This is a genomic window from Serratia sp. KG1D, from assembly GCF_037150675.1.
Lineage (GTDB): Bacteria > Pseudomonadota > Gammaproteobacteria > Enterobacterales > Enterobacteriaceae > Serratia > Serratia nematodiphila.
Genome location: NZ_JBAGIH010000003.1, coordinates 135919 through 149507, shown reverse-complemented (window position 1 = coordinate 149507; position 13589 = coordinate 135919). Strand labels below are relative to the sequence as shown.

17 protein-coding genes are annotated in these 13589 nt (G+C 60.2%); 3 read left to right on the top strand and 14 right to left on the bottom strand.

Features of this window, described 5'->3' with window-relative positions; translation table 11 throughout:
• Positions 1-50: 50 nt before the first annotated feature.
• The 8 genes from dagF to WFM45_RS15765 form a co-directional block, all read right to left on the bottom strand.
• A complete protein-coding gene (dagF, locus tag WFM45_RS15800) occupies positions 51-791 on the bottom strand; it encodes a 2-dehydro-3-deoxy-phosphogluconate aldolase (RefSeq protein ID WP_336956375.1) in 741 nt (246 codons plus the stop codon).
• On the bottom strand, positions 788-1906 hold the full coding sequence (locus WFM45_RS15795) for a DgaE family pyridoxal phosphate-dependent ammonia lyase (protein ID WP_033632009.1): 1119 nt from the start codon (positions 1904-1906) through the stop codon (positions 788-790). The genes dagF and WFM45_RS15795 overlap by 4 nt, the downstream gene beginning before the upstream one ends.
• The gene (locus WFM45_RS15790; protein WP_336956373.1) at positions 1890-3029 is read right to left on the bottom strand and encodes an amidohydrolase/deacetylase family metallohydrolase; all 1140 of its coding nucleotides are present in this window, start codon (positions 3027-3029) and stop codon (positions 1890-1892) included. Before WFM45_RS15790 ends, WFM45_RS15795 begins: the two co-directional genes overlap by 17 nt.
• A gap of 63 nt (positions 3030-3092) precedes the next feature.
• Positions 3093-3743 (bottom strand): DUF4310 family protein, encoded by a 651-nt coding sequence (locus WFM45_RS15785; protein ID WP_004937013.1) that lies wholly within the window; start codon positions 3741-3743, stop codon positions 3093-3095.
• 11 nt (positions 3744-3754) lie between these two features.
• Positions 3755-4531: a DUF4311 domain-containing protein gene (locus WFM45_RS15780; protein WP_004937006.1), complete on the bottom strand. Its 777-nt coding sequence runs from the start codon at positions 4529-4531 to the stop codon at positions 3755-3757.
• Positions 4532-4561: 30 nt separating this feature from the next.
• Positions 4562-4858: a DUF4312 family protein gene (locus tag WFM45_RS15775; protein ID WP_004937003.1), complete on the bottom strand. Its 297-nt coding sequence runs from the start codon at positions 4856-4858 to the stop codon at positions 4562-4564.
• Positions 4858-5223 (bottom strand): glycine-rich SFCGS family protein, encoded by a 366-nt coding sequence (locus WFM45_RS15770; protein ID WP_004937000.1) that lies wholly within the window; start codon positions 5221-5223, stop codon positions 4858-4860. Before WFM45_RS15770 ends, WFM45_RS15775 begins: the two co-directional genes overlap by 1 nt.
• A 36-nt stretch (positions 5224-5259) precedes the next feature.
• Positions 5260-5577, bottom strand: coding sequence for a glycine dehydrogenase (locus WFM45_RS15765; protein WP_086016691.1), 318 nt, complete (start codon positions 5575-5577; stop codon positions 5260-5262).
• A gap of 453 nt (positions 5578-6030) precedes the next feature.
• Between WFM45_RS15765 and rnk the strand changes: the two genes are divergently transcribed.
• Positions 6031-6441: a nucleoside diphosphate kinase regulator gene (rnk, locus tag WFM45_RS15760; protein ID WP_004936993.1), complete on the top strand. Its 411-nt coding sequence runs from the start codon at positions 6031-6033 to the stop codon at positions 6439-6441.
• A 37-nt stretch (positions 6442-6478) separates the two neighbouring features.
• Here the strand turns inward: rnk and WFM45_RS15755 are convergent, their stop codons facing one another.
• The 3 genes from WFM45_RS15755 to WFM45_RS15745 are packed head-to-tail and all read right to left on the bottom strand — an operon-like array spanning position 6479 to position 9592.
• Positions 6479-7267, bottom strand: coding sequence for a sulfite exporter TauE/SafE family protein (locus tag WFM45_RS15755; RefSeq protein ID WP_015379182.1), 789 nt, complete (start codon positions 7265-7267; stop codon positions 6479-6481).
• A complete protein-coding gene (locus WFM45_RS15750) occupies positions 7260-8141 on the bottom strand; it encodes a formyltransferase family protein (protein ID WP_015379183.1) in 882 nt (293 codons plus the stop codon). The genes WFM45_RS15755 and WFM45_RS15750 overlap by 8 nt, the downstream gene beginning before the upstream one ends.
• Entirely contained in the window at positions 8138-9592 is a 1455-nt protein-coding gene (locus tag WFM45_RS15745) for an FAD/NAD(P)-binding protein (RefSeq protein ID WP_021505114.1), read from the bottom strand. The genes WFM45_RS15750 and WFM45_RS15745 overlap by 4 nt, the downstream gene beginning before the upstream one ends.
• Positions 9593-9875: 283 nt before the next feature.
• Here WFM45_RS15745 and WFM45_RS15740 point away from each other — a divergent pair, with 283 nt between their 5' ends.
• Positions 9876-10658, top strand: coding sequence for an AraC family transcriptional regulator (locus WFM45_RS15740; protein ID WP_033632005.1), 783 nt, complete (start codon positions 9876-9878; stop codon positions 10656-10658).
• Positions 10659-10662: 4 nt separating this feature from the next.
• Here WFM45_RS15740 and cybC read toward each other — a convergent pair whose 3' ends face one another.
• Both cybC and pmbA read right to left on the bottom strand, forming a co-directional pair.
• Positions 10663-11049: a cytochrome b562 gene (cybC, locus tag WFM45_RS15735; RefSeq protein ID WP_015379185.1), complete on the bottom strand. Its 387-nt coding sequence runs from the start codon at positions 11047-11049 to the stop codon at positions 10663-10665.
• A 138-nt stretch (positions 11050-11187) separates the two neighbouring features.
• Positions 11188-12528, bottom strand: a complete 1341-nt coding sequence (pmbA, locus tag WFM45_RS15730; RefSeq protein ID WP_004936970.1) for a metalloprotease PmbA — start codon at positions 12526-12528, stop codon at positions 11188-11190.
• A 179-nt stretch (positions 12529-12707) separates the two neighbouring features.
• On the opposite strand from pmbA, the gene yjgA reads away from it, so the two are divergent.
• Positions 12708-13256 carry a ribosome biogenesis factor YjgA gene (yjgA, locus tag WFM45_RS15725; RefSeq protein ID WP_004936968.1) on the top strand — a complete coding sequence of 183 codons (549 nt, stop codon included), beginning with the start codon at positions 12708-12710 and terminating at the stop codon, positions 13254-13256.
• A 30-nt stretch (positions 13257-13286) separates the two neighbouring features.
• On the opposite strand, the gene WFM45_RS15720 is transcribed toward yjgA, so the two are convergent.
• Positions 13287-13586, bottom strand: coding sequence for a barstar family protein (locus tag WFM45_RS15720; protein WP_004936963.1), 300 nt, complete (start codon positions 13584-13586; stop codon positions 13287-13289).
• Positions 13587-13589: the final 3 nt, after the last annotated feature.

The window sequence follows — 13589 nt, the reverse complement described above, 5'->3', positions numbered from 1 at the left end:
GCCACGGGAAAACCTTCGCCTCCCAGCGTTTACCTCATCCCATTACGCGTTCAACCCACCAGCTTTTTGGTCATCGCCAGCAGGGTTTTCACGTCCTGCGGACGCGTGTCGCCGCTGGCGGCGTCGATGATCGAGCTGTAGATATGCGGGATCACGCGTTTCACGCCGGCCGCCAGGGCGATCTCAACGATCGGCTCGTAGTTTTCCAGATCGATGCCGCCGGTCGGCTCCAGCATGAAGTCATGCTCGGCGCAGGCCTTGGCGACGTATTGGTATTCGTCCTTGCACTTCAGGCCGCCCATCGGGAAATACTTGATGGAACTGCCGCCCATGTCCTTCAGCAAAGCGATGGCGGTTTCCACCGGCACGATGCCGTCCGGCGCCGCGGCGCTCAATGGGCCGGTAGAGATCTTCACCCAGCCGACGCGGCCGGTCGGCGACACCAGGCCGTTGACCACGCTGTCGTTCTGGCCCAGCAGCGCGCGGCTGGCGCCGACGCCGGTAAACACCTGGTTAACGTGCTGCGGCTGCACCTGCTGAGCGATCAGGCTGACCATCGCCGACTGCTTCGGATCGCCGGCGCCCAGGCCGACCGACAGCGCGTTTTCAATCAGGCGCGCATAGCGCAGCATGTCGGTCACCGCGCTGTCGACGTCCGGGTAGTTCTTGGAAAGCACGCCCACCAGCACATGGCCTTCCGCCGCCGCGTAAATGTCCTGCGCGTTGGCTTTGGAGCTGGCCAGCACGTTCAGGCAGACGCGGTCGCGATAGTAGTTAGGCTGCAGCTTCATGCTTGTTTCTCCGTAAACAGGTTCTTGATACAGCTAAAGACGGTCATCAGCTGTTGCTCGTCGACGCTGCGCACGTCGACCTCAATCTTGCCCTCGTTGGCCTTGTAGCCGCGGAAGTAGATGGCGATGTCGCCGGTTTTCAGCGCCTGAACGATGTCATAGGTCGACCGCCCCAGCACCGCTTCGTCGAAAGTGATCTCGGCGCGGGCGATATCGCGGCCGGCGCTGTCCCAGACGGTTTTGGCGCTGACGCCGGTCAGGGTGTTGAGGCTGTTGAGGAACGGCGTCATCCGCTCCACCATCTGTTGCCCGGTGGTTTTCTCAAGCGTCAGATAGCTTTCAATTGCCTGCGTCAGGCCGAGGATGCCCTCTTTGCCGACCTTCATCGCCCGGCCGATGCCGCCGGACTGCAGCTTCACCCATTCGACGTACCGTTTCTTGCCGATAACCAGGCCGCTGGTCGGCCCCTCGATGGCTTTGGCACCGCTGTAGATCACCAGATCGGCCCCCATCTGGTAGTAACACATCAGATCTTCTTCCGCCGCGGCGTCGACGATCAGCGGCAGGTTATGTTTACGCGCCACCACCGCCGCCTGTTCGACGGACAGAATGCTTTTCTGTACGCAGTGGTGCGATTTGACGTACAGGATCGCCGCCGTCTGCGGCGTGATGCAGGCTTCAATCTGCTCCGGCGAACATTCGTTGGCGTAGCCCGCCTCCACTACCTTGCCGCCGCCCAGCGCCACCATGGTGTCCACCGGCGCGCCGAAGTTGACGTTGTGGCCGCGCGGCAGCACGATCTCGCGCGGCACGGCGATCGGCGCCGAGTGCAGGTTCACCAGCAGATTGGCGTTATCTTTAACGATCACCGCCGCCACTGACTGGGCGATCCCCGCCGAAGCGCAGGAAACGATCACCGCGTCCTCCACGTTGAGCAGATCGGCGATGTAGGCGCCGGTCTTGTTGACCAGATCCTTGATTTCGAAATAGTGGTTCAGGCCGTAATCAACGGCGTCGATCACGTCCTGGCGCGGCGTGGAAACGCCGAGAATGGTCATGCGGCCGGAGGTGTTGATCACCTGCTTCAAACCGTATTTTTCATAAATCGAAGACATGGCTTGCCTCCCCTTGTTCGGTTAATAGGATTTCCCCGGCCACTACCGCAGCCAGCGGCACCAACAGCCGTTCGCCCTCGGCGGTTTGCCCTTCGGCGTCGGCGAACACCTGCGGTTCGCGGCGCAGTTCAAACAGCGTGAAATCGGCGTCATAGCCCGGCTCCAGCCGCCCTTTGCCGCTCAGTTGCAGCGCCGACGCGGCGTTCTCCGTCACGCAGGCGATCACCTGCGGCAGCGTCAGGCCGACGCTGAAGAATTTGGACATCACCGTCGCCAGGCTATGCACCGGCCCGTTCATGCGGTTGCGGCAGTAAATATCGGAGCTGATGGTGTGCGGCAAAATGCCCAGTTTGATCGCCTGGCGCGCCACCTCGAAGCTGAAGCTGGCGGTGCCGTGCCCCACGTCGAGCAACACGCCGCGCCGCAGCGCGCGCTGGATAGACTCGCGCAATGTGCCCGCCGGCGTCAGAATGCGGTTCGGTTTGCCGTTGTAGCAGTGGGTGATGATGTCGCCGCGGGTCAGCAGATCGGCGATGTCGTCCAGATCCGGCGGGTTGTTGCCGATATGCACCATCAGCGGCAGTTGGCGGTTTTCCTGCTGGATCTCTTTGGCCAACACCAGCGGCCGGGTGCCGTTTTTCCCCACCACGCTGCTGCTCATGCGCGCCTTGATGCCGATGATGAAACCGGGGTGATTGGCGATGGCCTGGCCGGCCTCGCGCTTGTCGATATCCGTCAACTCCGCCAGCTCGTTCTGCCGCAGCAGGCCGATGCGCGAGATGTTGAGGAAGGCGAAAACGTTGCTTTTGGCGCTGCGCGTCAGCTGATAAAAGGCATCGATATCGTCGGCGCCGGTGCTGCCGGCGTCGACCACGCTGGTGACGCCGCTGGCGACGCCGACCCGATCCGGCTCGTCATGGTAAATCGGCGATTCGGGATAGCAGTGCACGTGCGCGTCGATCCAACCGGCGCTCAGGCGGCAGTTGCCCGCCAGATCCAGCTGGCGAACGGCGCTGACGTCCGCCGCCAGCCGCCCCACCGAGGCTATTTTGCCGTCCTTTACCGCCAGATCGATCAGCGTATCGTCCGCCAGTCTGGCGCCTCTGATTACTAAGTCATACATACCGCATTGCTCCTGTTAGCCCGGGCGCCGCCGCAGCCTCGGGCGGCGCCTGGCGCAGGCCTCTTAAGAAATGGCTACCGGGAAGATCGCCCCCAGGATCATCGCGCCGAGGATCGCTCCGCCGGTGATCGGTTTACCCCAGATATAGAACAGCAGTGCGCCGAGCAGCGAACCGATGCCGATCGGGATCGAAGCGGTCATCGCCGACAGGATGATCAACGGCCCGAGGAAACGGCCCGACGAGTTGCCCGCGCCCATCATCACATCCGCGCCGTAGGTGGAGTTGCTCTGATTGATGGTGAATTTGCGCGCCAGGATGATCACGTAACCGATCGCCAGGCCGATGATCAGACCGGTGGCCAGTGACGCGGCGAAGTTGGCGACCGGGAACACGATGCCGGCCCCCAGCAGCAGCGCCGGTACGCCCAGCCCGACGCCGGTCTGGATCGCGCCGCCGATGTCGAGGATGCCCACCAGCGAGCCTTCGATGATGCGCGCGAACAGGAAGCTGGCGCCGAACGCCGCCACCGCGCCGTATACGCCGGTATCCATCCCCGCCCGCAGCATGGAGACGAAGGCCACTTCGTTAAAGGCGCCGATGCCGTACAGGTAGTACATGTGCGTCCCGGCGAACACGCCGGAGGACAGCAGGCCAACAAAAATCGGGAATGACCAGTCGGCGTACCAGAAGCCTTTTTGGGTTTGCTCTTCCATCATCCCGCTCCTTATTTACCGCTCAGGGTGTTGTGAATGGCGTCCAGCCAGCCCGGCACGCCGAGGCTGAAGGACTCGAGAACTTTCATATCGAAGCCGCGGAAGAAGCCGCTCAGCACGAACAGCAGCACGATCACCGCCATCATGATCTTGGTGATCTTGTTCCAGCCGCTCTCTTCCACGCCCTTGCCGATCAGAATGCCCAGCACCAGGCCCGGTACGGCGTTGCCCATGATCAGCTGCGCCAGGCCGCCGAAGATGGTGCCCCAGAAGCCGGAACGGCGCCCGGCGTCGATCGCCGCCAGCCAGAAGATCACCGGCATCACGGTGTTCACCAGCAGGTTGGCCGCCGGCACCAGCACCTTGATCGCGGTGACCTGCAGCGCGGCAGGCACGGCGGAAGCGGTGGTATTGAGGAAGGCCACCACCAGCATGCCGATGATGCCGCAGGCGATGGCCATTTTTTTCGGATCGTGCAGCGTTTGCGCCAGATTGCGATTCTTGACCATCAGGGCCGCCGCGCCCCAGTGCGGGATGATGCGGTGATCGACGTCCTGCGTGAAGGAGCCCGCCGCCACGGAAGACGCCCAGGCGTTGAAGAAGAAGCCCAGACCGAATGAGAAGTGGGAAGCCGGATCGCCCTCGCAGGAGTTCAGCTCGCCCAGGGTGCGAAACGCTCCCATGCCCTGTGTTGTCGGCGCGTGGAACATGCGTGCGGCGCCGGCCCCTACGCCGACCCCCACCAGCCCACCGATAATAATCGATTTAAATAAGATGATTAAAAACATCAGTATACCCTTTCATTTATGCTAACGTTTTTATTTCGTGACGAAGACAACCTTCTCGGTATTGATAATGGTTACGTTCACGGTTATTTCCAGAGAAACGGCATAGCTCTTTCTTTCACGCGGCAAAAAGAAGAAAAGAAATTTCTCTTTAGTTATTTTCTCTTCCGCCTTCACTACGCTGACGTCCTGCGGCTCGATGCGCAGCAGAATATTGTTGGTGGACTTTAATACCGCGCCCTGCACATTAGCCAAGGCGGAAGCAAAAGCTTTCGCTTTGCTGTCGCCTTTACCCTCCACCTTCACCGATGTGGTATATTGCTCTTTCATTATGGATTGCCATGTTTTTTGACGTAGGCTTCCACCAGTTTCTGGCCCAGCTCTTCTTTATCCATAAAGCCGAAACCCAGCACGTTGCAGCCTTCGTTAATTGCCGTCACGCCCTCTTCCACCGAACGCATGCCGTATTTGGCTTTGTAGCCGTATTTGGTTTGCGCGGTAATCGCACCGGCGCCGCCACTGCCGCAAAAAGAGATGCCCAGCTGCGCGTTTTCCGCTTTCATGACGTCGCCCAGCTTCATATCCGCCGCCACGCCGGGGATGACCACCGCTTTTCCGCCTGCGTTTTCAACGCCCTGGCCGACTTTTTGCCCTTTGCCCAAACGATCGCCGATCACTACGGTAATTTGACCCATGGTATATTCTCCTGATTGAAATCGATGCGTTAACCGCTATGCGTTATTATCTTTCGCCACTTCGAAGTGCACGGACAGCAAATAGGCCTCTTCGATAGGCAATGTGCCAAACTGATCCACCACGCGCTCCGCCATTTGCATGGACTCGGCGGAAATTTCGTCGAACAATGATTTATCCACCTCCGGCAACGGCTCGCCGGTTATTGAGCGCAGCACCATGGCGCGAATATGCGATTCCAGCATCTGTTGCTGCACCGCATTGGTATAAATATTCTCAGCATTCAGCATCGCGGTAATATCCGCCAGCACCCGAGCGGTGATCTCACCGGCTTCGCTGATATCGGATTGTTCAATTTCTTTTAATGAAGCAGATCCATCATTCACTTTTCAGTACCCCTAGATCCCACATTAATCAGTAAGCCGTAAAGCGCATCACCTGAATAACCCGCTTTCTGTGATGTCTTTACCCTACCCCCGGCAAGATTTTCTGTGGAGACCGGTTTTTTCCAGTTCGAAGTGGAAATCGAATGACGCGCGGAGATCCATTTCGCAAAACGGCGCTGCGGCGAAAAAGTGAATGAGATAACAAATACATAACCCGGCTAACGGTTTTTTTTGTCTCGATTGACGATAAAAGCCTTCGTGATCGGGATCTCTTTCTTTTCTCGCCCCAACCGCCTACTATCAATGGGACAAATCGACATTACCCACACCCCCGCTCCTCTGGCGCGGGGGTGTTGCTTTGTGTTGTTTTTCCGAATTTATGGGCGCACAGACTGGCGCCCTTTGATTTGACTGGAGAGTGGAATGACCAAACCCATCATTACTATTAATGAGCTGGATGCGGAACGCCTGGATGCGCTATTGGAACAACCGGCCTTTGCCAACACCGACGTCGCCGCCGCGCTGAACGACGAGTTGGATCGCGCGGAAATCCTGCCGCCGGAGAAAATGCCGGCCAACGTGGTGACCATGAACAGCCGCGTGCGTTTTCGCGATCTGCACACCGATGAAGAGCATGTGCGCACGCTGGTCTACCCAGCTTCGCTGAAAGACAGCCACGATCAGCTGTCGGTGATGGCGCCGCTGGGCGCAGCGCTGCTCGGCATGCACGTCGGCAAGCAGATCTCCTGGCAATTGCCGAACGGTGAAGAAGCGCGGATTGAAGTGCTGGAATTGCTGTACCAGCCGGAAGCGGCGGGCGAATACCACCGTTAAGCGGTTTTCAGGGCGGCATCCGGCCGCCCTTTCTGTCTCAGAGGCAGATAGCGATCAGCACGGCGATCAGCAGCAGCACGTAGATTTTGGCATGCAGCGCATCGCTCACCTTCGGCAAACAGCGCCTGGCAAACACGATCCCCGCAATCCCCGCCGCCACCAGCAGCCCCAGAATGTTCAGATTGACGTAACCCAGATACTGCGGCCCGCTCATCTCGCGCCACCCCAACACGATATACATCAGCGCCCCGATCACCGCCACCGGGATCGACAGCGGGTTGGCGGCGCTGACGCAATATTTCATGTCGTAACCATGGCGACGCAGCAGCGGCACGGTCATCACGCTGCCGCCCACCCCCAGCAGCGTGGCGATGCCGCCGATCAACGGCCCGCCGCCCCACAACGTGGCGGGAGACAGTTCGGCGCGCGCCGGTTTGATCAGGAAGCCCCGGCGGAACAGACAGTCGGCGATGGTCACCGTCATATAGACCACAAACAGCCAGCGGATCACGCCGTCCGCCAGCAGCGAGGAGGCGAACGCGCCCAGCGCCGCGCCGATGCCGATGAAAAAGATCAGCGGTACGATGGTTTCTCGCAGCAGGTTGCCGCTGCGCCAGTTGGTCAGGGTGGCATAACTCGCGTTGAGGATCATCACCGCTGTCGAGGTCGCTACAGCAATATGCATCGCCTGGCCGGGCTGCTCGCCCGAGGCGGAGATCAGGTGATAGACAAAAGGCACCACCACAAAGCCGCCGCCGAAGCCGAACAGAATGGTGGTGATGCCGGTCAGAAAACCGGCACCCAGTACAATCAACGTTTCAATCATGGCCGTGCGCCCGCACGAAGTCGTCGAACCCGGCGCAGAACTGCCCCGCCAGCGGATGGAAACGATCGCCGACGAACAGCCCCAGATACTGATCGCGCACGGCGTCGTGATCCACCAGCTCAATGCCCGCCTGTTCCGCCCGCGCCAGCGTCTGTGCGTCCGGGAAGCCCCAATAGCGCGAATCACCCTGCTTTTCCGCCGCTATCGCTTCGCGCCGTTCCGCCCGCATGAGCTGGCGCGCCAGGAAGGTGCCGCTTTGCACGCCCAGCAACATCATGTTTTCCAGGAACGACAGATCGTGACGCAGCTCGGCGGGCAGACGGGCGAGCACCGGGCCGGCGTCCCAGTGCTCATCCATTTCATGCAGCGTCACCGCACAGCCCTTGTCACCGTTCATCATTGCGCGGAATAGCGTCATCACCCCGCGATAGCGCGGCAAGTCGCCGGGGTGCAGGTTCCACAGCAGCTTGCCGCGTCGGCTGAAGGCGCGCACATAGTCGGCGGAGAATTTCTGATAGCAGCGCAGGGAGATCACCGCGTCCATATGCTCCAGGCTGCTGATAAACGTGGCGTCATTGATGTCGAGAACGCGATGCGCTTTGACCCCGGCGGCGGCCAGGAACAGGGCCGGCGGTTGATAGGCACCCTCACAGGCGGCGGCGTTGCGGCCAACGAACGGGAATACAAAATCGTTCAGCACCTCGCGCTCGTACAGCCCCAGGCGGCGAACCGCCGGCTCCTGGGTGCGGCCGCCGCTTTTCGCCAAGGGGAAATACACCGTAAAAGCACACTCGCCTTTCAGGGCGGCGATCAGATCCTGACACACCAGCCAGGAGAAAATGTCGTTGCCGACAAAGAGCGCTACGTTTTTCATACTTCAGCCTTCTTTGCGTTGAAAATAGGGTTGTTGAACACGATTTTGCTGATATCCCGCGTGATGGATTCCATCGCCGAGGTATAAAAAAGATCGCCCTTGGCGGGCGCGCCGAGCGAGTAGAGATGCTGCTCACGGCCGCGTCGGTCGGCGATTTTCAGCGTATGCGGGTTGCACTTCACGCCACCGAACAGGTTCTCTTGCACCAGCCCGTCTTGCAGCAGCTGCTGGCTCAGGCGGTTGGGCGGCAGTTGATAGGAAGGCGTGGTGCAGTTGAACAGATACTGCGCGCGCACCCGCGTCTCATGGCAACGAAGGATAAACCCGTCCGTTGCCTTGCTGATATCCACCAGGCCGCCGCAGGCGCGCAGGCGTTGGCTCTCCAGCGCCGCCACGATCTTGTTGGCATTCTTGATCGGCATGGCGTGCCGATTGCGCATCCAGGAGGAGTTGTAAAAGCGCATGAAGACCTGCCGGTTGTTGGCATCCATCTTGACCCAGGCGGCGCACACCGCCGGGTGGATCGCCGCCAGATAGCTGCAGATATGCTCCCTGGCAAAGCGCGCGCGATCGAGGCTGTCCGCCAGATCGCGGTAGCAATCGCGCCTTTCCCCCAGCGCCGAGAGCACCGTCAGCCGCTCCGGCCCCGGATAGTGGCGCGCCAGCGCGGCGTTGATCGCATGCACCAGCTGATGCGCGTCAATAAAATCGCGGCCGGCGACAAAGCGCCGCAGCGCCTCAACAAACGCCTCCGGCGGCGGACGCATCAGCGCCGGCTGCACGCTGGGGAACAGGCCCGAGCGCGACAGGGCGCAGATGTCGGTCGCTCCCAGCCGCTCCATCAGTTCAACGATGGCGTCAATCGCCGTCAGGCTGCAGCCGATCACGCCGATGCTCGAATAAGGGTTGATCGGCGGCAGATCCTGATGAGCCTGATAAGCGATCACCCCATCCACTGGGTAAAGGCATTCCGGCGGGTTGTGCCCCGAACACAGCACCAGCGCGTTCATCTGCTCGGCGCCGCCGCAGGCGGTGGTCAGCCGATAGCCGGCTTCGTGCGGCGCGATGGCATTCACTTCGGCGGTCACGAAATTCAGCGCTACGTTACTGTCCGCCGCCATATATATCGTCATGTCGCGAATAAAATCGAGATATTCCCGATACAGCCAGCGCGGCGGATAACGATCCTGGCAAAACTGCGGAAAATGCATGGCGATCCAATCAACGAAGTGCGCTTCGTCGAAAATATCCGCCGACATATTTTCCGGCGTCATATTTAATATATGGCTGTCAAAATCGCTGCTGTATGCCATACCGCCTTTAAATCCCTGCTTGTCGAAAACCGTCAGGGAAAGCGGCCTTTTGCAATGATTAACCGACTTATTTTTTATAAAGTTATAGGCAAAAGAGATGCCGGCGGCCCCGCCGCCAATCACACCGAACTTATACATGAAATATCACCTTATAGTCATTGAACTGCGCTAAGAACTATTGCTTCAGGTGTTGGAATAAAATGACGCTTTATTCCTTATTAACTTCTTGTATTGCGAGAACGAGAACCTTCGTCCCACCCTGGTGTGAAGACTTGTACGGGCTTCATGGCCGATAAAATAACGGCGCCCCGAACAAGCGTTATTTTTCTGCCCCGATAGTAGGGCGACCGTCGCTGGCTTGCTTTATATGAAAGGCCAACTATCATTGCGTTTCGGCTAATTTGCCCGCCAAAGGGAACACATGCGCAACGTCCGCATTGATGACATCGACCACGTAACCCGCGCGGTGATCGCCATCGGCACCGATTATCCGCCGGGGCACCTGCTGCCAATGCACAGCCACCGGCGCGCGCAGTTGCTGTACGGCGCTACCGGCGTCATGCACGTTTTCACGCAGCAAGGTAATTGGGTCGTTCCGCCGCAGCACGCGGTGTGGCTGCCGCCGCAGATGCCGCACGCGGTGCGGATGGTCGGCGTCACCACCCGCAGCCTGTATCTCGAACCCGGCGCGTTACCCGCCGAACGCCCGCAGGTATGTCAGGTGGTCAGCGTCACGCCGCTGATGCGCCAGCTGTTGATGGCGGCGGTGGATATGCCACTGGAGTATGAACAACAGGGCCGCGACGGAGCGCTGGCGGCGCTGCTGCTGCACGAGCTGGCCCGGCTGCAACCTTTGCCGTTGCACATCCCGCTGCCCGCCGATCCTCGGCTGGTTGAGCTGTGCCGCGCCTTTTTGCAACACCCCGACGCCCACGACTCCGCGCAGCGGTGGGCGCCCCGTCTGTACATGAGCATTCGCACCTTCAGCCGCTTCTTTCGCGCGCAGACCGGCCTGCCTTTTTCGCAATGGCGCCAGCGCGCCTGCGTGGTGCTGGCGTTGGCGCTGCTGGCCGAAGGGCGCAGCGTGACGCAGGTGGCGATGGAGATGGGATATGACAGCAGCGCGGCGTTTTCAACCATGTTCCGCCGCGTGCTGGGGCAGGCGCCCTCCTCCTATCTGACGGAAGACGGGCGCGACGGTTGACGGATTAGCGGAATTTCTTGTGGTTGGCGTCGCGGGTTTGTTTGAAGCCTTGCGCCAGCTGCTTCGCTTCAGCGACTTTGCCCTGATTGGCCAGCGCCAGCGCCTGATCGATCTGGCCGATCAGGGTATCCAACCCGCTGCGGAAATCTTTCATCTCCGGGCTGTCGGCGGCTTTGTCTTCCAGCTTCGGCGGGGTGCCCTGTTTGGCATCCTGCGCGGCGGCGCGCATGTTCTGCAGGCTCTGTTTGAGGGTAGCGGCGGAGTCGGTATTCAGCACCGTTTTGTAGTTTTCCGCCAGGGTGTCCATATCGTCGCCCAGATCGGCGGCGACCGCCAGCGAACTGGCTGCCAGCAGCGTCAACGCCGCCAGCGCTTTCAGGGTATTCTGCATGTTTGCTCACCTTCCAGTTATTGTTTTAATTAACCCACCGTTACCATAGGCAAGGCCGGGAAAAATCGAAACCGGAGATTTGTAAGCAAGGTTGAGACGGGGTAACGCGCGACCGGCGGGCGCCGGCCGCGCAGCGGATCACTGGCCGGCGATCTTCATTTCCGGCAGCAGCACCGAACCGCACTGGATATTGCTGCGGGTTTCGATATCGCTGCCGACGCTGACGATGTTGCGCAGCATGTCTTTCAGGTTGCCGGCGATGGTGATCTCGCTGACTGGGTACTGGATCTCGCCATTTTCCACCCAAAAACCGGCGGCGCCGCGAGAATAATCGCCGGTGACGCCGCTGACGCCCTGGCCCATCAATTCGGTGACCACCAGGCCGGTACCGAGCTGCTTCAGCATGCCGGCGAAGTCTGCGCCCTGCCCGGCAATGCGCCAGTTATGGATGCCGCCGGCATGGCCGGTGCTGTGCAGGCCCAGCTTGCGCGCCGAGTAGCTGGTCATCAGCCAGGTTTGCAGCACGCCATCCTTGACGATATCGCGCCGCTGGGTGCGCACGCCCTCGCTGTCGAACGGCGTCGACGCCAGCCCTTTCAGCAGGTGCGGATGCTCCTCGACGGTCAGCCACGCCGGCAGGATCTGCTTGCCCAGCGAGTCCAACAGGAAGGTAGATTTGCGATAAACGCTGCTGCCGCTGATGGCGCCCACCAGATGGCCGAACAGCCCGGTGGCCACCTCGGAGGCGAACAGTACCGGCGCCTTCATGGTCGACAATTTGCGCGGCGCGAGGCGCGCCAACGTGCGGCGGGCGCACTCCTGCCCCACCCACTCAGGGCTGTGCAGATCGCCCATCGCCCGGCCGATGGTGTAAGCGTAATCCCGCTCCATGTCGCCGTCCTGTTCTGCGATGACGCAGCTGGACAGCGAGTGACGGCTGGAACAGTAGCTTTGCAGCATGCCGTGGCTGTTGCCGAACACCTTGATGCCGTAGTGGCTGTTGAAGCTGCCGCCTTCGGTGTTGGTAATGCGTTTGTCCGCCGCCAGCGAAGCCTGCTCGGCGCGCGCCGCCAGCTCAATGCCGCGCTCGGCGTCCAGCTCGGTCGGGTGGAACAGATCGAGATCCGGCGCCTCGAACGCCAGCAGATCTTTCTCCGCCGGGCCGGCGCAGGGATCCTCAGAGGTATAGCGCGCGATGTCCAGCGCCGCCTGTACGGTGCGAGCGATGGCGTCCGGGCTGAGATCGGTGGAAGAGGCGCTGCCTTTGCGCTGGCGGTGATACACGGTAATGCCCAGCGCGCCATCGCTGTTGAACTCGACGTTTTCCACTTCGCCGAAGCGGGTGCTGACGCTGATGCCGGTCGATTTGGTGACCGCGACTTCCGCCGCGTCGGAACCGGCGCGAGCCAGCTCCAGCGCCTGAGAAACGGCCTGTTCCAGCGCCTTGCGCTGTTCTGCAACTTGAGTGACTACTTTCATCAATCTGCCATAATTAATCAGAAAATCGTTGAGAAAAGTGCCGGAGCGGCGTAGTTGTGCACGCGGAGCGGCGCGCAAAAATCCTGAGATCTCTGCCGTTGAGTCTAACAGGAACCGCGTTGAATTTCGCATAAAGCCAGCAACCTGTTAGGATTAGCCTCTTTTTAACGGAGCCTACCATGAACAAACAGCCTGAAGACTGGCTCGACGATGTCCCGGAGAATGAAAACGAGGACGATGACGAGATTATCTGGGTCAGTAAAAGTGAAATTAAACGTGATGCCGAAGCGCTGAAAGACCTGGGGGCCGAAATGGTCGATCTGGGCAAAAACGCGCTGGATCGCATTCCGTTGGACGAAGATTTGCGCGCCGCCATCGAGCTGGCGCAGAAGATCAAAAAAGAGGGCCGTCGCCGTCAGCTGCAGCTGATCGGCAAGATGCTGCGCGCCCGCGATATCGAGCCGATCCAGACCGCGCTCGACAAGCTGAAAAACCGCCACAACCAGCAGGTTTCGCTGTTCCACAAGCTGGAAGCGCTGCGCGACCGTCTGGTCGAAGAAGGCGATGACGTCATTCCGTCGATCCTGGATCTGTATCCGGCCGCCGATCGCCAACAGCTGCGTTCACTGGTGCGCAACGCGCAGAAAGAGAAGGCCGCCAACAAGCCGCCTAAGGCTTACCGCCAGATCTTCCAATACCTGCGCGAGCTGGCCGAAGCGGCCGACTAAGCGCCGCCGCCATCCCGGGATGAACCCGTTTCATCCCCGGTGATGTGCCGGTTCGCCGCTGCTTTCGCGGATATTGAAGCGCAGGCTGCCTTCCAGCTCTTCTTCCGCCTCTTCAAACAGCAGAATGATCGCGCCGAAACGACGCTTGCTGCGGGCATTCAGGTGAGTGAACTCGATTTCCACCGGCAGACCGATATCGCCGGTCACTACGTCCCACAGCGCGTCGAGGTTGGCGCCGAATCCCTCGTCCAGCGCAAACTTGTGCGCAAAATCGCGGTAGAAGGTCGGCACATCCTGGATCTGTTCAAAATCAAACTCTACTTTTGCCATCAA